The organism is Superficieibacter sp. (assembly GCF_032071645.1).
In the GTDB taxonomy this organism is placed as follows: Bacteria; Pseudomonadota; Gammaproteobacteria; order Enterobacterales; family Enterobacteriaceae; genus Superficieibacter.
In genome coordinates, this window is record NZ_DAMAPU010000001.1 from 787,636 (window position 1) to 808,420 (window position 20,785).

The window sequence follows — 20,785 nt, forward strand, 5'->3', positions numbered from 1 at the left end:
TTAAAAAAGGTAAATTTACGTTATGGTCAATTTGAACCAGCCCAGGGATGTGCCGCAAATTTTACTGTCGGTGCTGTTTTTAGCTCTTATGATCGTCGCCTGCCTGTGGATTGTGCAGCCTTTCATTCTCGGTTTCGCCTGGGCCGGCACGGTGGTTATCGCGACATGGCCGGTATTAATTCGTCTACAGCGCGTTCTGTTCGGACGACGCTCGCTGGCGGTGCTGGTCATGACGCTGCTGTTGTTCCTGCTGTTTATCATCCCGATTGCGCTGCTGGTGAATAGCGTGGTTGATAGCGGCGTACCGCTAATTCGTTCAATTTCTTCGGGTGAAATGACCCTGCCGGATCTCAACTGGCTTAACAGCATTCCGATGGTCGGCGAGCGGCTTTATACCGGCTGGCACAATCTGCTGGATATGGGCGGCACTGCGATTATGGCGAAAATCCGGCCATATATCGGCACCACCACCACCTGGTTCGTCGGGCAGGCGGCGCACATTGGCCGCTTTATGATGCACTGTATGCTGATGCTGCTGTTCAGCGCCCTGCTCTACTGGCAGGGAGAAAGAGTCGCGCGCGGTTTCCGTCATTTTGCCACCCGCCTGGCGTCCAGGCGTGGTGACGCTGCGGTGGTCCTGGCCGCGCAGGCCATCCGCGCCGTCGCGCTCGGCGTGGTCGTCACCGCCCTGGTGCAGGCCGTATTGGGCGGCATCGGGCTGGCCATTTCCGGCGTACCCTACGCCACTATTCTCACCGTGGTCATGCTTTTCTCCTGCCTGGTTCAGCTTGGGCCATTGCCGGTGCTGATACCGTCAATTATCTGGCTGTACTGGAGCGGCGACACCACCTGGGGCACGGTGCTGCTGGTGATAAGCTGCGTGGTCGGCACCATTGATAACGTCCTGCGACCGGTACTGATCCGCATGGGCGCAGACCTGCCGATGATCCTGATTCTGTCGGGAGTCATCGGCGGGCTGATCGCGTTCGGGATGATTGGCCTGTTTATCGGTCCGGTACTGCTGGCCGTCTCCTGGCGTCTGTTTGATGCGTGGGTGAAAGAGGTCCCACCGCCGCAGGATAGCGTTGATACCGTGCTGGAGGATATCCCCGCGCCAGGCCCCGCTGACGAATAAGTTTTACCCCTTCTTATAGCCTGCCCGTCGGCAGGCTTTTTTACATTGTTAAGCGCAGCTAATAAATTGTTTAGCCAGTCACGCGGTAAATTGCCCGTATTTGCCCCCGTCCCTGAATAGAGTTATCCAACTCATCACATTCATTAAACTAATGAGATGAATCTGATCGACGCTCCCGGAGCCGATGCTTATGATTAGATCACGATTATAAATCAACGCCTTGATTTATAAGCATGGAAATCCCCTGAGTGAAACATGAATTGCTGTGTGTAGTCTTTTGCCCATCTCCTATGATGGGCTTTTTTTTATGGTATTCATAAAAAAATCCCCGACATCACTGCCGGGGATTTTTGTTTCAAACTATACCTGTTTATTCAATTCAGCCAGGCTCAGCCAGGTTTGCACCACCGTGTCCGGGTTAAGCGACAGGCTGTCGATGCCCTCTTCCATTAACCAGGCGGCAAAGTCTTCATGATCCGAAGGACCCTGCCCACAAATACCGACGTATTTGCCCTGTTTTTTGGCCGCGCGGATTGCCATTGACAGCAGCGCTTTTACCGCCTCGTTGCGTTCGTCGAACAATTCAGAAACCACGCCGGAGTCACGATCAAGACCCAGCGCCAGCTGCGTCATATCGTTGGAACCGATGGAGAAGCCGTCGAAGTGTTCCAGGAACTGCTCTGCCAGCAGCGCATTCGACGGAATTTCACACATCATGATGATTTTCAGTCCCTGCTCGCCGCGTTTAAGCCCCTGACGCGCCAGTTCATCAATGACTGCTTTCGCCTGTTCCACGGTGCGCACAAACGGGATCATGATTTCAACGTTGGTCAGACCCATTTCATTACGCACCCGCTTCACCGCATCGCACTCCAGCGCGAAACAGTCGCGGAAACTATCGGAGACGTAACGACCCGCGCCACGGAAGCCGAGCATCGGGTTTTCCTCTTCCGGCTCGTAGCGTTCGCCGCCCACTAGGTTGGCATACTCATTGGATTTAAAATCGGAGAGACGGACGATCACCCGCTTCGGCCAGAATGCGGCACCGAGGGTAGCGATACCTTCCGCCAGCCGTCCGACGTAAAACTCTTTCGGCGAATCATAACCTTTAATGATGTCGCGAATTTCGTTTTGCAGTTTGACATCCTGATCGTCAAACTCCAGCAGCGCGCGCGGGTGGACACCGATCATGCGGTTAATGATGAATTCCAGACGCGCCAGGCCCACGCCTTCATTAGGCAGACAGGCGAAATCAAATGCGCGATCCGGGTTGCCGACGTTCATCATAATTTTCAGCGGCAGATCCGGCATTTTATCAACGCTGGAGCTTTTCACGCTGAAGTCGAGCATCTCGGCGTAAACATAGCCGGTATCCCCTTCGGCGCAGGAAACCGTTACCTCTTCATCATCCTTGATCCGATCCGTCGCATCGCCGCAGCCAACGACCGCCGGAATACCCAGTTCACGGGCGATGATCGCCGCATGACAGGTACGCCCGCCACGGTTTGTCACGATAGCAGCGGCTTTTTTCATGATCGGCTCCCAGTCCGGGTCGGTCATGTCGGTCACCAGCACGTCGCCCGGCTGGATACGATTCATTTCACTGATATCGTGGATCACTTTGACCTTACCGGCACCGATGCGATGTCCGATGGCGCGGCCTTCAGCTTTAATTTTACCCTGCGCGTGCAGGGTATAACGCTCCATCACCTGCCCACGCGAACGCACGGTTTCCGGTCGCGCCTGCACGATAAACAGTTTGCCAGTGTGTCCGTCTTTCGCCCACTCGATGTCCATCGGACGGCCATAATGTTTCTCGATTTGTACCGCCTGTAGCGCCAGCTCCTGCACTTCGTCGTTGGTCAGGGAGAAAATGTCGCGGTTTTCCTGCGGGACGTCCTCAATTTTAACCTGTTTCCCGTGCTCCTGGGTTGGGGCGTAGACCATGCGGATTTTTTTCGAGCCCATCGTGCGGCGGACAATCGCCGGTCGGCCTGCGGCGAGGGTCGGCTTGTGGACATAAAATTCATCCGGGTTGACCGCACCCTGCACCACCATTTCACCCAGTCCCCAGGCGGAAGTGATAAAGACGACCTGATCAAAACCCGATTCCGTGTCGATGGAGAACATCACGCCAGACGACGCCAGGTCGGAGCGCACCATCCGCTGAACCCCCGCAGAAAGCGCGACGCCACGGTGATCGTAGCCCTGATGGACGCGATAAGAGATGGCGCGGTCGTTAAACAGCGAGGCGAATACATGCTTCACCGCGACCAGCACCGCATCGAAACCCTGTACGTTGAGGAAGGTTTCCTGCTGACCGGCAAAAGAGGCATCCGGCATATCTTCCGCCGTCGCCGATGAGCGCACGGCAAAGGAGGCGTCGCTGTCGTCGGATGAAAGCTGGTCATAGGCTTCACGAATGGCATCTTCCAGTTCGCTCTGGAACGGGGTATCGATTATCCACTGGCGGATCTGCGCGCCGGCTTTCGCCAGTTCGGAGACGTCGTCAATGTCGGTTTCATCCAGCAGTTGATAAATGCGCTGGTTAACACCGCTTTGGTCAAGGAACTGATTAAATGCATCAGCGGTCGTGGCAAATCCGTTGGGCACGGCAACGCCCACCGACGCCAGATTAGTAATCATTTCTCCCAGGGAGGCGTTTTTACCTCCGACTCTGTCTACATCATTCATGCCGAGTTGGTTGTACCAAAGCACCAGCGGTGACGAGCCATTATTGGACATCGATCAATCCTTTTGTGATTTATGTGCGAGAGATAAGAATCTACTGATTCGTCATTTATCCTGACATATTTACCCCACTAAAAAAAACGGTGAATCGTTCAAGCAACCGGTTTTTTATTTTTTTAGGAGTGTTTAACGCTTCAGGCTAACCCGCTGATTACGATAGATTCCCTTGTGAACCACCGGTCTATTACCAGCAAAGAAAAATGAACCAGACATTTCATAAAAAATAAAAACATCATTTCATTTTTAAATGCAGGACAAAATCTGATGAGATGTGTTTAACTTAATTCAGGTCGGTAGTTGATTCGCCAAAATAATGGGATGGATATAATGGATAATACTGTAGATCGTCACGTTTTTTATATTTCTGATGGCACGGCGATCACCGCTGAAGTGCTGGGACACGCAGTGATGTCGCAATTTCCGGTGGCGATCAACAGCATTACCCTGCCGTTCGTTGAAAGTGAAGGCCGCGCACGGGCGGTGAAAGATCAGATTGACGCTATTTACCAGCAAACCGGCGTGCGTCCGCTGGTATTCTACTCAATTGTGCTCCCGGAAATCCGCAGCATTATTTTGCAAAGCGAAGGGTTTTGTCAGGACATTGTGCAGGCGCTGGTTGCGCCCTTGCAGGAAGAACTTAAGCTGGACCCGACGCCCATTGCCCACCGCACGCACGGTCTGACACCCGGTAATCTGACGAAATACGATGCCCGTATTGCCGCCATTGACTACACGCTGGCGCATGATGATGGCATTTCGCTGCGTAATCTCGACCAGGCGCAGGTGATCCTGCTCGGCGTTTCCCGCTGTGGGAAAACCCCCACCAGCCTGTATCTGGCGATGCAGTTTGGCGTGCGGGCGGCAAACTATCCGTTTATTGCCGATGATATGGATAACCTCGTGCTTCCGGCCGCGCTTAAGCCGCTTCAGCACAAACTTTTTGGCTTAACGATCCATCCTGAACGACTGGCCGCCATTCGCGAAGAGCGGCGCGAAAACAGCCGCTACGCCTCAATGCGCCAGTGCCGAATGGAAGTTGCGGAAGTCGAAGCGCTGTACCGCAAACATCAAATCCCGTGCCTGAACAGTACCAACTATTCAGTAGAAGAAATGGCGACCAAAATTCTCGATATTATGGGATTAAGCCGCCGCATGTACTGATCCCCGGGTGAAATTAAACGTGGTTATCGGCAGTTTGCAGATGAATTTGCGCGCAGCCGTTGATCCCGCCGGTAACGTTCAGATATCCCTTCTCGCCCTGGATTTGGGCGAAATTAAGGCTAAAACACTCTTTCGCTGCGCTGCATACCGCGACGAATCCGCTGAGCCGGATCATTGAAGCAGACTCGCTGAATTATCTTTTCAACGCTCTGTGGTACGGACTGGTGCAGGTCAGATCCTGAATGTACTATCAAACTAGTTCACGGATTCGATAAATACTGTTACTATCCCTTCCATCAGACTTTTCTGCTGCACTTGAAATCGTCGGGGATTGGTTTATCGTGATGCGCATCACTTCCCGGTATGTTTGCCGCAGAAGCCCAATATTTTTGAGACAGATGATGAATAAAACCGATGAGCTGCGCACCACGCAGATCGACAGCCTTGTTACGCCCGCTGAACTGGCGCAGCGTTATCCGCTTACGCCGGAAGTTGCCAGCCACGTCACCGCTTCGCGTCGCGGTATAGAGAAAATCCTTAGCGGAGAAGATCGCCGATTGCTGGTGGTCATTGGTCCATGCTCCATTCACGATCTGGATGCGGCCCTTGAATATGCCCGTCGTTTACAGCCGATGCGCGAGAAATACAGCTCGCGGCTGGAAATCGTGATGCGCACCTACTTTGAAAAGCCGCGTACCGTCGTGGGCTGGAAAGGACTGATTTCTGACCCGGATCTGAACGGCAGCTACCGCGTGAATCATGGTATCGAGCTGGCGCGCAAGCTATTACTTCAGGTCAACGAGCTGGGCGTGCCAACAGCCACCGAATTTCTTGATATGGTTACCGGTCAGTTTATTGCCGATTTGATTAGTTGGGGCGCTATTGGTGCGCGTACTACCGAGAGCCAAATCCACCGTGAAATGGCCTCCGCGCTTTCCTGCCCGGTCGGATTTAAAAACGGCACCGATGGCAATACGCGAATTGCCGTAGATGCTATTCGCGCCGCGCGCGCCAGCCATATGTTCCTGTCGCCGGATAAAAACGGACAGATGACGATTTATCAGACCAGTGGCAACCCGTATGGTCATATCATTATGCGGGGTGGTAAAAAGCCCAATTATGGCGCGACGGATATTGCCGCCGCCTGCGATACGCTGCACGAGTTCGAGTTGCCGGAACAACTGGTGGTCGATTTCAGCCACGGCAACTGCCAGAAGCAGCATCGCCGCCAGCTTGAGGTGTGTGATGATATTTGCCAGCAAATTCGTAATGGTTCCACGGCCATCGCCGGGATCATGGCGGAAAGTTTCCTGCGTGAGGGAACGCAAAAAATCATCGCCAGCCAGCCGTTGATTTACGGCCAGTCCATCACCGATCCCTGCCTTAGCTGGGAAGACAGCGAACGCTTGTTAGAGAAACTCGCCAGCGCGGTCGATAGCCGCTTCTGATTCATACCACCGCTTCGGCGGTGGTTTTCTGGCTTATCCCTCCCCCCCCCAACAATAGCACTTGCCGTTCCCGCCATCATTCATGATAATGATTATCACTTTAACATTGATAATTATTTTATATCTTTCGTATGCAACCGACAGAGACGTCATCCTCCGCCATAAACCACACGCCTCACCCTCTGCCCGACGACCGCCGGATAGAAAGTGACACCCTGCTGGGTGAAGAAGGACGTGTGGTTATCGAACATGAGGGTCAGCAATATTTACTGCGCCAAACGCAATCCGGCAAGCTTATCCTGACCAAGTAATACCGGGCTAACTGGAGCAGCTTACCTCAAGCCGCTTGCCCCAGTCGGGTGGACGGCGGCTATAATCATCGTCTCTGCTGCGATAAGGTTCACGCAGCACGGCATGCAGGCGTTCCAGTTCGTTCATCTCTCCCCGTTCCGCCTGTTCAATAGCACGTTGCGCCAGCCAGTTGCGTAACACCACCGCCGGATTGACCGCCTGCATTGCCTGCTGGCGCTGCGCGTCATCAATTTGTTCCTGCTGTAAACGCTCGCGATATCGGGTAAACCAGCTATCGAATGCGTCGCGATCGATAAACTCATCGCGTAACGGGGAAGCCGCGCTGCGCTGTTCCGTCAGGCTAAGCATCCGCAGGGTGCGGGTGTAATCGCTTCCCTCGTGCGCCATCAGCGCAAAAAGGGTATTCAATAGTTCGTTGTCCGCTTTTTGCTCGGTAAAAAAGCCCAGCTTACGGCGCATTTTCTGGCCGTACTCGGTAAGCAGCGCCTGCTGATAGTGGTCGAGCGTGGCGTTTAGCGTATCCACATCGATGAAAACGGACAGCGTTTGCGCCAGTCGTTGCAGGTTCCACAGCCCCACCGCTGGCTGATTATCGAAGCTGTAGCGCCCCTGGTAATCGGAATGGTTACAAATAAAGCCAGGCTGGTAATCGTCCAGAAAACCATACGGGCCATAATCCATCGTTAGCCCCAGTATCGACATGTTATCGGTGTTCATCACCCCGTGCGCGAAGCCCACCGATTGCCAGCGGGAAATCATCACGGCGGTGCGCTCGACAACATCACGAAACCAGAGCGCGTATTTATCCGCTTCATTAGCCAGATGGGGCCAGTGATGGCGAATCACATAATCGGCCAAGAGGCGGACTTTTTCCGGTTCGCGGCGATAATAAAAATGCTCGAAGTGACCGAAGCGAACGTGGCTTTCTGCGATACGCATCAGCATCGCGCCCTGCTCGGTAGTTTCACGCTGCACCGGCGTATCGCTGGAAACAATAGCCAGCGCCCGGGTAGTGGGAATACCCAGCCAGTGCATTGCTTCTGAGGCCAGGCTTTCACGAATAGTGGATCGTAATACGGCGCGCCCGTCGCCCATACGTGAATATGGCGTTTTCCCGGCGCCCTTCAGGTGCCAGTCGACTTTACTGCCGTCAGGTAACTGCTGCTCACCAAGCAGGATCCCCCGCCCGTCGCCAAGCTGTCCCGCCCAGACGCCGAACTGGTGCCCGCTATAGACCTGAGCCAGCGGTGACATGCCCGGTAACAACGCCTCACCGCCCCATACGCCAGCGCCCTGAGACGGATTAAAAAGCTCATCGCTCACGCCAAGGGTGTGTGCCAGGGAGTCATTGCGCCAGATCACGCGGGCATGATGCAATGGTGTGGGTGCCAGTGCGGTGTAAAATTCTGGCAGTTCATCACGCCAGCTATTAATAAAAGACAGGGTCATAGATCCTCCTGTCTGTAAGTGTAGTGGCTTATGCGGGGAGTGAATACAGAGAGTTAGCAGGGTTATCGCTGAACCAGCGACGTGACGTCGGCAACTTTTACCGCAGGCCATAATGCGCCCTGCATGGCGCTAAAAGGAAAAGACGCCACCCGCTGCTTTGCCATTTCATTATCTATTCCGCTAATCATGACGCTGGTACAGAAAGAACTTATTTGCGAAAGTAGCGCGCGCATAAACGGTTCAAAGGCTATTCCTGATAATTGCTGCTGAACAAATGACTTATCCAGCATAACCCGTTTAAACAGCCCGGAAAATACGGCGCGGGTTGAGGCATCTCCGGCACCGAAATTGACCAGCAACAGGGGAAAGCGTTGAGCTAATGGAACAAGAGGATGCGCTTCGGTAAATTGATTCAACCCTGGATAATTCTCATTTACGGTCAGTTCGAGGAAAGGAAAACGCTCTACGCTGGCAATAAGTTCGCTGTCAGTTAACAGCGCGCTGGCCACCGCCGGGGTTATACTTATCCAGGCTAAAAGCTGATGCTGAATAAAAAATATCTGACAGGTTTCCAGTAAATTGATTTTCTCGCGGAACAGACGAACTTCCTGTTCGGCACAGAGCAATGGGGTGATGAGTTCAAGCGGGATGCGAACATCGGCGCGTACAGCGCTGAAACTGGCGATAACCTCAAGACCGATCAACTGTTCCCCACCAGTTCTGGCAGGCAGGAATAGTAATTCCGAACGATAATCGTTATCCAGCGAAACTATCATTGCACCAACCCCTCATCAAGGACGAGAACAGGCTTTCTGAAATGGCAAGGCGGGAAATGTGGATGAATAACTTTTAATAACAACTGTCTCATAAGGTCCATTTTCATTGCGGATTTCCTTACCCATCGGCGTTCAGTGTAATCCAGATCGGATAAATAATACAATTACCGGTTTTGCCAGAACTCTCTGATTTAATGCAATCACAACAGATCCCGACCGGGCGTTTACTTAGCAGGCTTTCTTTTTGCCACACCCGGCTTATACAGGCCATTGCGCAGTATATTAATTTACAGTCAGAAGCATCAAATAGATGGTGAGGTAAGGTTATAACGCTTCAGAAGCGTTCAGGGAAGGATAATACTCCGAATAAAAATCAGGTAAATTGCGTTATATCATCTTTTAATGTTTTGAATGAAAACCGCGCACCCCGGAAAAACACGGTTTTCGAATTAAAACGTTAAATACGACGCGCCTGCCAGAAGTTTTTGCTCCAGTAGACGTTATTCAGTGAGGAGCGCATCACCCCGCGGCTGGTGGAGGCATGAATAAAATTGTTGTCGGTATCGTAAATACCGACATGTAGCCCGCTTTCCCCGGACCCGGTTTTAAAGAACACCAGATCGCCCGGCAGCAGTTCGTCTTTGTCGATTTCCGTACCGACTTTTGCCTGCTGGCGCGTTTCTCTGGGCAGTTTTAGCGCAAATTTATCACGGAAGGTCATCAGCACAAAGCCGGAACAATCTACGCCACGGTGACTCATCCCGCCATAGCGATAAGGCGTTCCGCGCCAGGCGTGAAGCTGTTCATTGAGATTAGCAATGACCGTGATGGAATCGGCAAGCTTCGGATTCGGCGGAGGTGCCCGGTGAATGCTACAGCCTGCTAATAAAAGTGCCACTATAAAAATAAACCCGCAGCGCATGTCCGTGCGATCCTTCTGGTCTTTAACTTGCACAATAATTTACCCTGCCAACTATCAGCCTGACAAGAGACCAATCGTGCTACGCGCCCGCCAGCAGGATCCGCTCCCCGGCGACATCAAGCCGACGAAACGGCATCCCGTAAGCGCGGGTCAGTAATGGCGGAGTTAGCGTTTCTGCCGTGGCTCCGCAGGCGAGCATTTGGCCATCCCGCATCAGCCAGACCCGGTGCGCATGGCGCAGCGTATGGTTGAGATCGTGCCCGCTCATGATGATCGTCACCCCTGCCTGACATAGCTCGTCCAGCAGATAATCTAACGCCGCCTGTTGCGCTACGTCGAGACTGTTCATCGGTTCGTCGAGCAATAATAGCTGCCCTTGCGGATTGCCGTGGGGATGGATTTGCACAATCACCGCAGCCAGCCTGACCCGCTGCCACTCGCCGCCGGAGAGCTGATTCACCTGCCGGTTGAGCTTATCGGTGAGATGCAGCTTATCGGCCACGCGTTGCAGAAGCTGGCCCTGGGCGTTTTCTGCCTGATGTAACCGAAGATAATGCCAGACCGGCATGGCAAACGGCGGCGTTTGTTGCTGCGCGAGGAAAGCGCGCTGGCGTGCCAGCACCGACGCCGGATATTCCTCCAGCGACTGGTGGTTAAAAATTACCTCCCCCAGCCCGCCGGAAAGCCCGGCGATCCGCGTTAATAGCGTGCTTTTCCCCGCCCCGTTAGGCCCTGTCAGATGAATAATTTCCCCTGACCTGACCGCCACGGAAACCGGGCCGAGCCGCCCGGCTTCCGCCACTTCATGCAGTTGCATCAGTACCGGCATTATTTTGCCAACGCCAGCTTAATCGCTTCCATCACGATAGGATCTTCCGGCAGCATATCCGGCGAAAAGCGCTGGACGACCTGTCCGTCACGTCCAATCAAGAACTTTTCAAAGTTCCACAAAATATCGTCAGGATAAAGCGGCGCGCGCCCCTTGCTGGCCATGCGCTCGTAGAATCCGCTACTTTCTGGCGCAACGGCCGTCGGCGCGGCATTGATGAGTTTCTGATACAGCGGGTGACGGTTTTCACCGTTCACATCGATTTTACTGAACAGGGGGAAAGTCACACCGTAAGTGGTGCTGCAAAAGGTTTTAATTTCCTCTTCGCTGCCCGGCTCCTGGCCCAGAAACTGGTTGCACGGGAATCCGAGAACCTTAAAGCCGTCTTTTTCCCACGCTTTATGGATATTTTCCAGGCTCTCATACTGCGGTGTCAGACCACATTTCGACGCCACGTTAACCACCAGCAGGACATCACCCTGGTAACGAGCAAGCGTAGTTTTTTCCCCATCAATGGTTATCACTTCTGTATCAAGAATGTTGTCAGGCATAGCGTCCCCTTAGTGAAGTAATCCGGGTCTCATCGCCCGGCCTTTAATAATAGCCAGATAAAAACAGGTGCGCCCAGTGTGGCGGTCACAACGCCAATGGGTAACTCCGCAGACGACAGCGCCAGGCGGGCCATGATATCCGCCAGCAGCAGCGCCGTTGCGCCCGCCAGCGCGCAGGCTGGCAGCAGAACACGATGGTCGCTTAAGCCACACAGACGCAGCATATGTGGAATAACAAGACCGATAAAACCGATGGCTCCGGCCAGCGCCACGCTGACGCCGACCATCCAGCCAGTGGCGATCACCAGCAGATTACGCCACAGGGCGAGCGGAAGCCCCAACTGACGCGCAGACACCTCGCCCAGCGCCAGCAGATTCAGCACCGCCGACTGGCAGCAAGTCCAGCCCATCACCGGGAGCAGCGCCAGCATTAGCCAGCTTTGCTGCCAGTCCACGCCGCCAAAGCCACCCATCATCCAGTACATTAACTGCCGCAGATCGAAAGAGGTAGAAAAGTAGATGGCCCAGGTCATCAGGGCGCTACAGATAATCCCCAGCGCCACGCCTGCCAGCAATAAACGGCTGGTCGAAAGATGACGTCGGGCAAAGCGCAACAGAATAAGCGTGATGACTAATGCGCCTGCAATAGCGCACAGACCCAGCGCCCAGGCCGGCATTTCCTTACCGAGCAATACGGCGGCAATCAGCCCAACGCCTGCGCCGTTAGAGACGCCCAGCAGTCCCGGCTCGGCGAGCGGGTTATCGAAAAGCGCCTGCATCACCGCCCCGGAAAGCGCCAGCGCCGCTCCCACCAGCAGCACCGCCAGGGTTCGCGGCAATCTTATTTGCAAGATGAATAATTGCCCCTGCGGCGTGGTCCACGAGGCGGGACCGATCCACTGCTCTCCGGTCGAAATACTGATAAACACACTCAGCAGCAGTACGGCGGCGAGGCCGAGTAACCAAACCCGATGATAGCGTTGTTGTCGTTGTTCCCAGACCAGCATCTGTTATCCCTGAAAGTCTGTGCCAAAGAAAAAAGGCCGCAAGAGCGGCCTTTTTAGTTAGTTCAGATTACTCTGCTTTGGGCGAAGCGTTTTCGACACGGCTTTTCAACTTCTGTCCGGGTCTGAACGTCACTACGCGCCGGGCTGTAATGGGAATATCTTCGCCCGTTTTCGGGTTACGACCCGGGCGTTGATTTTTATCACGCAAATCAAAGTTACCAAAACCGGACAGTTTCACCTGTTCACCGTTTTCCAGAGCGCGACGGATCTCTTCGAAAAACAGCTCAACCAGTTCTTTGGCATCCCGCTTGCTAAGCCCAAGCTTATCAAACAGATATTCTGACATTTCAGCTTTTGTAAGCGCCATAGGTTCAATCCCTCAATGATGCCTGGAATCGCTCTTTTAGTGCCTCTACGCATCTGGCAACGGTAGCGGCAATCTCCTCTTCTTCGAGTGTACGGCTGGTATCCTGAAGGATGAGGCTAATAGCGAGGCTCTTAGAACCCTCCGCTACGCCCTTGCCGCGGTACACGTCAAACAAGTTTACGCCAACTACCTGATTTACGCCAACTTTCTTACATTCTGCCAAAACATCCGCCGCAGGGACATTTTCAGCCACGACAACAGCGATATCGCGACGGTTTGCCGGGAAGCGGGAAATCTCCTGCGCCTGAGGCACGGCGCGGTCTGCGAGCTTGTTCCACTCCAGTTCAAACACCAGCGTGCGACCGTTAAGATCCAGTTTACGTTCCAGCTCAGGATGAACAACGCCAATAAAACCAATACGTTCATCTTTCAGATAAATCGCGGCGGACTGTCCTGGATGCAGTGCAGGATTGGCTTCTGCTTTGAACTGAATATCCGTAAGTTTGCCGGTCAAATCGAGAACAGATTCCAGATCGCCTTTCAGATCATAGAAATCAACGCTTTCTTTCGCCAGGTCCCAGTGCTCATCAACGCGATTACCGCAGATGACGCCAGCCAGCATCACATCCTGACGAATGCCTAAATCGGCCTGGGTATCAGGCACAAAACGCAGGCCCGTTTCGAAAATGCGCACCCGGTTTTGTTGACGATTTTGGTTATACACTACCGTGCCCAGCAGCCCCGTCCACAGCGACAGGCGCATCGCCGACATTTCGCTGGAAATCGGGCTTGGCAGGATCAGCGCGTCCTGTGACGGGTGAATCAGCTGCTGTAGTTTAGGATCGACAAAGCTGTAGGTAATGACTTCCTGATAGCCTTTATCCACCAGCAGCGTTTTCACGCGTTTCATTGGCAGGCTGGCTTCGCGGTGGCTCCCCATAATCAGTCCCGCCTGAACTGGCGCGTCCGGGATATTGTTGTAGCCATAAACGCGCGCGACTTCTTCGACCAAATCTTCTTCAATTTCCATGTCGAAACGCCAGCCTGGCGCGACGGCCTGCCACTGATCCTGACCTTCAGTCACGTCGCAGCCCAGACGACGCAGAATGTCGCTCACCTGCTCATCGGCAATGTGATGACCGATCAGGCGATCCAGCTTGCTGCGGCGAAGAGTCATCGTCGCGCGTTTTGGCAGCGTGGATTCATTAGTCACGTCAATAATTGGACCGGCTTCACCGCCGCAGATATCCATCAGCAGACGCGTGGCCCGCTCCATGGCTTTAAACTGGAGCTGCGGATCTACACCGCGCTCGTAGCGGTGGGACGCATCGGTATGCAGGCCATGCCGACGCGCGCGACCAGTAATGGACAGCGGGTTGAAGAATGCGCATTCCAGCAGGACGTTCTGCGTTTCATCATTAACGCCGGAGTGTTCGCCGCCGAAAATGCCGCCCATCGCCAGCGCCTTGTGATGATCCGCAATGACCAGCGTGTCGGTGCTCAGCTTCGCTTCGCTACCGTCCAGCAGCACCAGCGTTTCGTTTTCTTTTGCCATCCGCACAACGATGCCGCCATCAATACGGTCACGGTCAAAAGCGTGCATCGGCTGCCCCAGCTCAAGCAGCACGTAGTTGGTCACGTCAACAACTGCGTCAATGGAGCGAATACCACAGCGGCGTAGTTTTTCACGCATCCACAGCGGAGTAGGCGCTTTGACGTTGATACCTTTCACCACGCGGCCCAGATAACGCGGGCAGGCTTCGGCGGCTTCAACGGTAATTGGCAGCGTGTCGTTGATAGTGGCGGCAACCGGCGCAATTTCAGGCTCGATCAGCGGCGCTTTGTTCAGTACCGCGACATCGCGAGCGATGCCGATAATGCCCAGGCAGTCGGCGCGGTTTGGCGTGACGCTGATTTCAATGGTGTTATCGTCGAGTTTCAGATACTCACGGATATCGGTGCCAACGGGTGCATCCGCAGGCAGTTCGATAATCCCGCTGTGATCGTCAGAAATTCCCAGCTCGGAGAAAGAGCACAGCATACCTTCAGACGGCTCACCGCGCAGTTTAGCCGCTTTAATTTTAAAATCACCCGGCAGCACCGCGCCGATGGTAGCGACGGCAACGCGCAGCCCCTGACGGCAGTTAGGCGCACCGCAGACGATATCCAGCAGGCGCTCGCCGCCCACATTGATTTTGGTAACGCGCAGTTTATCGGCGTTAGGATGCTGGCCGCATTCAACGACTTCACCGACCACCACACCATGAAACGCGCCAGCAACCGGCTCCACGCCGTCAACTTCCAGACCCGCCATAGTGATTTGATCGGACAGCGCTTCGCTATCAATTGCCGGGTTAACCCATTCGCGTAACCACAGTTCACTGAATTTCATTATTTTGTCCTACCCTTATTTAAACTGTTTGAGGAAACGCAGATCGTTTTCGAAGAAGGCGCGCAAATCGGTGACACCGTAACGCAGCATGGTCAGACGCTCCATACCCATGCCGAATGCAAAGCCGGAATACACTTCCGGATCGATGCCTACATTACGCAATACGTTTGGGTGCACCATTCCGCAGCCCAGCACTTCCAGCCATTTGCCATTTTTGCCCATTACGTCCACTTCTGCAGACGGTTCAGTAAACGGGAAATAGGACGGGCGGAAACGGATCTGCAAATCTTCTTCAAAGAAGTTACGCAGGAAGTCGTGCAGCGTGCCTTTCAGGTTGGTGAAGCTGATGTTGGTGTCAACAATCAGCCCTTCCATCTGGTGGAACATCGGGGTGTGAGTCTGGTCGTAGTCGTTACGATACACGCGGCCAGGCGCAATAATGCGGATTGGCGGCTGCTGGTTTTTCATGGTGCGGATCTGCACGCCAGAGGTTTGGGTGCGCAGCAGGCGCGTGGCATCAAACCAGAAGGTATCGTGGTCCGCGCGCGCCGGATGATGACCCGGAATGTTCAGGGCATCAAAGTTATGGTAATCGTCTTCAATTTCCGGGCCGGTGGCAACGGTAAAGCCCAGTTCGCCGAAAAAGCTTTCGATACGGTCGATGGTGCGTGTCACCGGGTGCAGGCCGCCGTTTTCGATACGACGTCCAGGCAGGGAAACGTCGATAGTTTCCTGTGCCAGACGCGCGTTCATGGCCGCGCTTTCTAAATCAGCCTTGCGCGCGTTCAGCGCCTGCTGAACCTGCTCTTTAGCTTCGTTAATAACCGCGCCTGCCGCCGGACGCTCTTCTGCCGGTAATTCACGCAGGGTGGTCATTTGCAGGGTCAAATGCCCTTTTTTGCCCAAATATTCAACGCGTACATTATCTAACGCGGCAACATCTGACGCCTGGTTAATGGCTGCCGTCGCACTGGCAACCAGCTCTGCGAGATGTGACATGATTTTCCTCATTATGTGACGATATTTCTAAACCCCAGATACAAAAAAAGCCTCCGCTGGGAGGCTTTCTGGCGCTGTTTTCCGTTTCTTTTCTCACGCGCAAGCCTCCTGGTTTCAGGTGCTAAAGTAAAAAAAGAAGCGGAAAATAGCAGCATTCATGCTTGCAGTTACCTTGTTGAGTGAGAACCGTAAGGCTTTATTGAAAAGGCTTAGCGGAAAAAAGTCAATCAAAACAAAAAAGAGGGAGCCAGGCTCCCTCTCTTAACTGGCTTACGCCAGAGCTGATTTCGCTTTTTCGACCAGAGCGGTGAACGCTACTTTGTCGAATACGGCGATGTCAGCCAGGATCTTACGGTCGATTTCAACAGAGGCTTTTTTCAGGCCGTTGATGAATTTGCTGTAAGAAATACCGTTCTGACGTGCTGCTGCGTTAATACGTGCAATCCACAGTTGACGGAACTGACGCTTACGCTGACGACGGTCACGATAAGCATACTGACCAGCTTTGATAACAGCCTGGAAGGCAACGCGGTATACGCGTGAACGCGCACCGTAGTAGCCTTTAGCTTGTTTCAAAATTTTCTTATGACGTGCACGTGCAATCACACCACGTTTTACGCGAGCCATGGCTCTCTCCTGTATCTATATTCTGAGTTAGCCCTCAGCCTGAAGCTGACGGGCGGAAAAAAAGTTAACTTATGCGTACGGCAGGCAAGCAATTACCAGACCCAGATCGCCTTTAGAAACCATGGCTTTCGGGCGCAGATGACGTTTACGCTTGGTCGCTTTTTTAGTCAGAATATGACGCAGGTTAGCGTGCTTGTGCTTAAAACCACCTTTACCGGTTTTTTTAAAGCGCTTAGCAGCACCGCGTACGGTCTTAATTTTTGGCATTTTATTAACTTCCACTTCGCATTGTTGATAAACGAAACAAAGGCGAACCCACCTGTGAGCCTAAGCCCACAGGTAAGATTACTTGATGGCCTTACTGTTTCTTCTTAGGAGCGAGCACCATAATCATCTGGCGGCCTTCGATCTTCGTTGGGAAGGATTCGACTACTGCCAGTTCATTCAGATCTTCTTTCACGCGGTTAAGCACTTCCATACCGATCTGTTGGTGGGCCATTTCACGACCGCGAAAACGCAGCGTGATCTTGGCCTTATCGCCCTCTTCGAGAAAGCGAATCAGGCTGCGGAGTTTTACCTGATAGTCACCTTCATCTGTACCAGGACGGAATTTAATTTCCTTCACCTGGATAACTTTTTGCTTTTTCTTCTGTTCCTTAGAAGATTTACTCTTTTCATAGAGGAATTTGCCGTAGTCCATTATACGACAAACCGGCGGCTCGGCGTTAGGGCTGATTTCGACTAAGTCTACTCCGGCTTCTTCAGCTTTTTCCAGAGCTTCTCTCAGACTCACAATACCAAGCTGCTCGCCTTCCAGACCTGTTAAGCGAACTTCCTGGGCGCGAATTTCGCCGTTGATACGATTAGGACGCGCCGTTTGAACTCGTTTTCCGCCTTTAATACCTTATTCCTCCAGTTGTTGAAGACTGCGGCTGCGTATCTCTTGTTGCAGCTTCTCGATAACTTCATTTACGTCCAGGCTACCCAGGTCTTTGCCACGACGGGTACGCACGGCAACCTTGCCGGCTTCAACCTCTTTGTCACCACAGACCAACATGTAAGGGACACGACGTAAAGTGTGCTCGCGGATTTTAAAGCCAATCTTCTCATTTCTCAAGTCTGCTTTTACCCGAATGCCCGCATTTTGCAGTTTGCGCGTCAATTCGTTAACGTAATCAGCCTGAGAATCAGTAATATTCATGACCACTACCTGCACTGGCGCAAGCCAAGTTGGGAAGAAGCCAGCAAATTCTTCAGTCAGGATGCCAATAAAGCGCTCCAGGGACCCAAGAATAGCACGGTGAATCATTACCGGCACCTGACGCTCGTTATTTTCGCCAACATAAGAGGCGCTTAAGCGAGCAGGTAACGAGAAGTCCAACTGGACTGTACCGCACTGCCATGCACGATCGAGGCAGTCGTATAAAGTAAATTCAATTTTCGGACCGTAGAATGCGCCTTCACCCAACTGATACTCAAATGGGATTTGATTTTCTTCCAGCGCAACTGCCAGGTCCGCCTCTGCACGATCCCACATCTCGTCGCTGCCAATACGTTTTTCAGGACGAGTGGAGAGTTTGACAACGATCTTCTCGAAGCCAAAGGTACTATACATATCATAGACTAAACGAATGCAGGCGTTGACTTCATCGCGTACCTGTTCTTCCGTACAGAAGATATGAGCGTCATCCTGGGTAAAACCACGAACGCGCATCAGGCCGTGCAGCGCGCCTGACGGTTCATTACGATGACAACTACCGAATTCCGCCATACGCAGCGGCAGATCGCGGTAAGACTTCAGACCCTGGTTGAAAATTTGCACGTGACCAGGGCAGTTCATTGGCTTGATGCAGTATTCGCGGTTCTCTGAAGACGTCGTGAACATGGCATCTTTGTAGTTGTCCCAGTGGCCGGTTTTTTCCCACAGCACACGGTCCATCATGAACGGGCCTTTCACTTCCTGATACTGGTACTCTTTCAGCTTGGAACGCACGAAGGTTTCCAGCTCGCGGAAAATAGTCCAGCCGTCATTATGCCAGAAAACCATGCCCGGCGCTTCTTCCTGCATATGGTACAGATCAAGCTGCTTACCGATTTTACGGTGGTCGCGTTTTGCCGCTTCTTCCAGACGTTGCAGATAGGCATTCAGCGCCTTTTTGTCTGCCCACGCCGTACCATAAATACGCTGCAACATTTTGTTGTTGCTGTCGCCGCGCCAGTACGCGCCCGCCGTTTTCATCAGTTTGAAATGATGGCAGAAACGCATATTTGGCACGTGCGGTCCACGGCACATGTCGATATATTCTTCATGATGATACAGGCCAGGCTTGTCATCATGGGAAATATTTTCATCAAGGATAGAAACCTTATAGGTTTCGCCACGCTGCACAAACGCTTCGCGCGCTTCGTGCCAGCTCACTTTTTTCTTGATGACGTCATAGTTCTTCTCGGCGAGCTCGTGCATACGTTTTTCGAGCGCGTCGATGTCTTCCTGAGTCAGCGTGTGATCGAGGTCAACGTCGTAGTAAAAGCCGTTGTCGATAACCGGGCCAATCGCCATTTTAGTGTGGGGCCACAGTTGCTTAATCGCGTGACCTAACAAATGCGCGCAGGAGTGACGAATGATCTCAATACCGTCGTCATCTTTAGCGGTGATAATGGCTAATTGTGCATCGTTTTCAATCACGTCGGAGGCATCAACCAATTCGCCATTAACGCGACCTGCGATGCAGGCTTTTGCAAGGCCAGGGCCGATATCAAGGGCAACATCCAGCGGGCTAACGGGGCGATCGAATTGGCGTTGGCTGCCATCAGGAAGAGTAATTACAGGCATTTTATGTCCTTATTTGCAGTGGTGACCCACACGAAAGATCACATACAAAGAGAATAATCGTTTATGAACAGTAAATTGCGAAACCATCTAACCAACAATTGCTAAATTGGCTCACAATTTGAAATCAGGCGTGATATTTCACGCCATCCGGGAATAGTAACATTAAAAAAAGCGAGTGTGCAGCACTCTCTTTCATATTGGTTCAATTGACTTTTTTGCCGGGGGAAGGCTATCAATTTGTTACAGACGATAGAGATAAAATAACATGCCGGGAAGCACATTTATAGCGGGCCGATAATAACCGGCCCGCTGTATTTACATCTTGTAGCCCAGTGAGAGCGTGGTGCGGCGATCGGTATGTTCTGGCGCGGAATCCGGCGGATTGGAGTTCCAGGTCACGTTGTAAGCCACCTTCAAACCGAAATGCTCGTTAATGGCGACGTTGAGCGCGCTTTCAGAGTTTAACGTAGTGTCTTCAGCACCGAAAACAGAAACGCCCTGGGTAAATTTGGCGTTGTCGGTCATCTGCCAGGCATAGGTGCCGGAAGCATAACCTAACGGCTGGGTTTCATTACCGCCGTCAGTGTATTCGTCATAGCGCACGCCCGGACCAAATTCAAAACGCAAACTGTGTACCGGCCCGTTCAGAAACTGGCGACCATAACCGGCGGTTGCGATATCGCGTGCCTGATAGCCGTTGTAACGGTCAGTCAACCAGCTACCCTGCCCAAAGAGATAGTTTTCATCGGACAGGTTATAGCGCGAACGTCCACCGATGGCATATTTCTCAGAAGAACGCTCGTTATTGGAAGAAGTATTGCTGGCGTTACCCCACAGCGACCAGGCAGTCACGTTGCCGTACCAGGTCAGGGTGGAATCCGCCGTCAGGGAGGAGCTATCGGTGTTTCCCGACTGCGCCAGATAACCTGCGTTAACAGTGCCTTCAAACGGTTTTTTTGCAGTAGAGGGATCGTCCATGACAGTAAAAACGGAGTCGTCAGCGGCTGCATACATTGACGCAAACACGCCTCCCGCCAGCATAACCGCAGCGGGAACTGTCTTCAAAAGCTTCATTTATAATTAAGTCCGTACAACAAAAAAAGAGACCATCACGGTCCCGGAAACTTTCGTGGGGATCAACGTTGACGATCCAGAGAAAGGTAACAAATTATAAAAAGGCTCATTTAACATAGCAATGAAATATTGCAGGATTTTTTGAATAAGAA

General features: G+C 52.8%; 21 protein-coding genes, 1 other RNA gene and 1 other annotated feature. Of the genes, 5 read left to right on the top strand and 17 right to left on the bottom strand.

Features of this window, described 5'->3' with window-relative positions:
• Positions 1-22 precede the first annotated feature (22 nt).
• Together ydiK and rprA are read left to right on the top strand one after the other, a co-directional pair.
• Positions 23-1,135, top strand: a complete 1,113-nt coding sequence (gene ydiK / locus RT197_RS04020) for an AI-2E family transporter YdiK (RefSeq protein WP_312947426.1) — start codon at positions 23-25, stop codon at positions 1,133-1,135.
• Positions 1,136-1,336: 201 nt separating this feature from the next.
• Positions 1,337-1,444: antisense sRNA RprA (rprA, locus tag RT197_RS04025), an RNA gene on the top strand.
• A gap of 51 nt (positions 1,445-1,495) precedes the next feature.
• Here the strand turns inward: rprA and ppsA are convergent.
• Positions 1,496-3,880 carry a phosphoenolpyruvate synthase gene (gene ppsA, locus RT197_RS04030; RefSeq protein ID WP_312947428.1) on the bottom strand — a complete coding sequence of 795 codons (2,385 nt, stop codon included), beginning with the start codon at positions 3,878-3,880 and terminating at the stop codon, positions 1,496-1,498.
• A 333-nt stretch (positions 3,881-4,213) separates the two neighbouring features.
• Here ppsA and RT197_RS04035 point away from each other — a divergent pair, with 333 nt between their 5' ends.
• On the top strand, positions 4,214-5,047 hold the full coding sequence (locus RT197_RS04035) for a pyruvate, water dikinase regulatory protein (RefSeq protein WP_312947431.1): 834 nt from the start codon (positions 4,214-4,216) through the stop codon (positions 5,045-5,047).
• Between the two features lie 13 nt (positions 5,048-5,060).
• On the opposite strand, the gene RT197_RS04040 is transcribed toward RT197_RS04035, so the two are convergent.
• Positions 5,061-5,222, bottom strand: a complete 162-nt coding sequence (locus RT197_RS04040; RefSeq protein ID WP_312947435.1) for a hypothetical protein — start codon at positions 5,220-5,222, stop codon at positions 5,061-5,063.
• Between the two features lie 226 nt (positions 5,223-5,448).
• On the opposite strand from RT197_RS04040, the gene aroH reads away from it, so the two are divergent.
• Both aroH and hemP read left to right on the top strand, forming a co-directional pair.
• Complete coding sequence (aroH, locus tag RT197_RS04045; RefSeq protein ID WP_312947588.1) at positions 5,449-6,495, top strand: 3-deoxy-7-phosphoheptulonate synthase AroH; 1,047 nt, start codon at positions 5,449-5,451, stop codon at positions 6,493-6,495.
• Between the two features lie 131 nt (positions 6,496-6,626).
• Entirely contained in the window at positions 6,627-6,806 is a 180-nt protein-coding gene (gene hemP, locus RT197_RS04050; RefSeq protein WP_312947437.1) for a hemin uptake protein HemP, read from the top strand.
• 7 nt (positions 6,807-6,813) lie between these two features.
• On the opposite strand, the gene selO is transcribed toward hemP, so the two are convergent.
• The 15 genes from selO to RT197_RS04125 form a co-directional block, all read right to left on the bottom strand.
• Positions 6,814-8,256, bottom strand: coding sequence for a protein adenylyltransferase SelO (selO, locus tag RT197_RS04055; protein ID WP_312947440.1), 1,443 nt, complete (start codon positions 8,254-8,256; stop codon positions 6,814-6,816).
• 62 nt (positions 8,257-8,318) lie between these two features.
• Complete coding sequence (locus RT197_RS04060) at positions 8,319-9,032, bottom strand: EAL domain-containing protein (RefSeq protein ID WP_312947443.1); 714 nt, start codon at positions 9,030-9,032, stop codon at positions 8,319-8,321.
• A gap of 457 nt (positions 9,033-9,489) precedes the next feature.
• Positions 9,490-9,954 (bottom strand): C40 family peptidase, encoded by a 465-nt coding sequence (locus RT197_RS04065; RefSeq protein ID WP_312947589.1) that lies wholly within the window; start codon positions 9,952-9,954, stop codon positions 9,490-9,492.
• A 79-nt stretch (positions 9,955-10,033) separates the two neighbouring features.
• Positions 10,034-10,783, bottom strand: coding sequence for a vitamin B12 ABC transporter ATP-binding protein BtuD (gene btuD, locus RT197_RS04070; RefSeq protein WP_312947445.1), 750 nt, complete (start codon positions 10,781-10,783; stop codon positions 10,034-10,036).
• Positions 10,783-11,334 carry a glutathione peroxidase gene (locus RT197_RS04075; protein ID WP_312947448.1) on the bottom strand — a complete coding sequence of 184 codons (552 nt, stop codon included), beginning with the start codon at positions 11,332-11,334 and terminating at the stop codon, positions 10,783-10,785. Before RT197_RS04075 ends, btuD begins: the two co-directional genes overlap by 1 nt.
• A 29-nt stretch (positions 11,335-11,363) precedes the next feature.
• Complete coding sequence (btuC, locus tag RT197_RS04080) at positions 11,364-12,341, bottom strand: vitamin B12 ABC transporter permease BtuC (protein ID WP_312947450.1); 978 nt, start codon at positions 12,339-12,341, stop codon at positions 11,364-11,366.
• Positions 12,342-12,408: 67 nt separating this feature from the next.
• Positions 12,409-12,708, bottom strand: a complete 300-nt coding sequence (gene ihfA, locus RT197_RS04085; protein ID WP_006820203.1) for an integration host factor subunit alpha — start codon at positions 12,706-12,708, stop codon at positions 12,409-12,411.
• A 4-nt stretch (positions 12,709-12,712) separates the two neighbouring features.
• The gene (gene pheT / locus RT197_RS04090) at positions 12,713-15,100 is read right to left on the bottom strand and encodes a phenylalanine--tRNA ligase subunit beta (protein ID WP_312947451.1); all 2,388 of its coding nucleotides are present in this window, start codon (positions 15,098-15,100) and stop codon (positions 12,713-12,715) included.
• Positions 15,101-15,115: 15 nt separating this feature from the next.
• The gene (pheS, locus tag RT197_RS04095; RefSeq protein WP_312947453.1) at positions 15,116-16,099 is read right to left on the bottom strand and encodes a phenylalanine--tRNA ligase subunit alpha; all 984 of its coding nucleotides are present in this window, start codon (positions 16,097-16,099) and stop codon (positions 15,116-15,118) included.
• Positions 16,100-16,139: 40 nt separating this feature from the next.
• Positions 16,140-16,263, bottom strand: a sequence feature (Phe leader region).
• Positions 16,214-16,258, bottom strand: coding sequence for a pheST operon leader peptide PheM (gene pheM, locus RT197_RS04100; protein WP_001386830.1), 45 nt, complete (start codon positions 16,256-16,258; stop codon positions 16,214-16,216). (Overlaps the previous feature by 45 nt.)
• Before the next feature lie 106 nt (positions 16,264-16,369).
• Positions 16,370-16,726: a 50S ribosomal protein L20 gene (gene rplT, locus RT197_RS04105; RefSeq protein ID WP_000124852.1), complete on the bottom strand. Its 357-nt coding sequence runs from the start codon at positions 16,724-16,726 to the stop codon at positions 16,370-16,372.
• A 69-nt stretch (positions 16,727-16,795) separates the two neighbouring features.
• Positions 16,796-16,993 carry a 50S ribosomal protein L35 gene (rpmI, locus tag RT197_RS04110; RefSeq protein WP_001124225.1) on the bottom strand — a complete coding sequence of 66 codons (198 nt, stop codon included), beginning with the start codon at positions 16,991-16,993 and terminating at the stop codon, positions 16,796-16,798.
• A gap of 91 nt (positions 16,994-17,084) precedes the next feature.
• Positions 17,085-17,627 carry a translation initiation factor IF-3 gene (gene infC / locus RT197_RS04115; RefSeq protein WP_312947591.1) on the bottom strand — a complete coding sequence of 181 codons (543 nt, stop codon included), beginning with the start codon at positions 17,625-17,627 and terminating at the stop codon, positions 17,085-17,087.
• 3 nt (positions 17,628-17,630) lie between these two features.
• Positions 17,631-19,559, bottom strand: coding sequence for a threonine--tRNA ligase (thrS, locus tag RT197_RS04120; protein ID WP_312947471.1), 1,929 nt, complete (start codon positions 19,557-19,559; stop codon positions 17,631-17,633).
• A 315-nt stretch (positions 19,560-19,874) separates the two neighbouring features.
• Positions 19,875-20,633 (bottom strand): YdiY family protein, encoded by a 759-nt coding sequence (locus RT197_RS04125; protein ID WP_312947474.1) that lies wholly within the window; start codon positions 20,631-20,633, stop codon positions 19,875-19,877.
• Positions 20,634-20,785 lie beyond the last annotated feature (152 nt).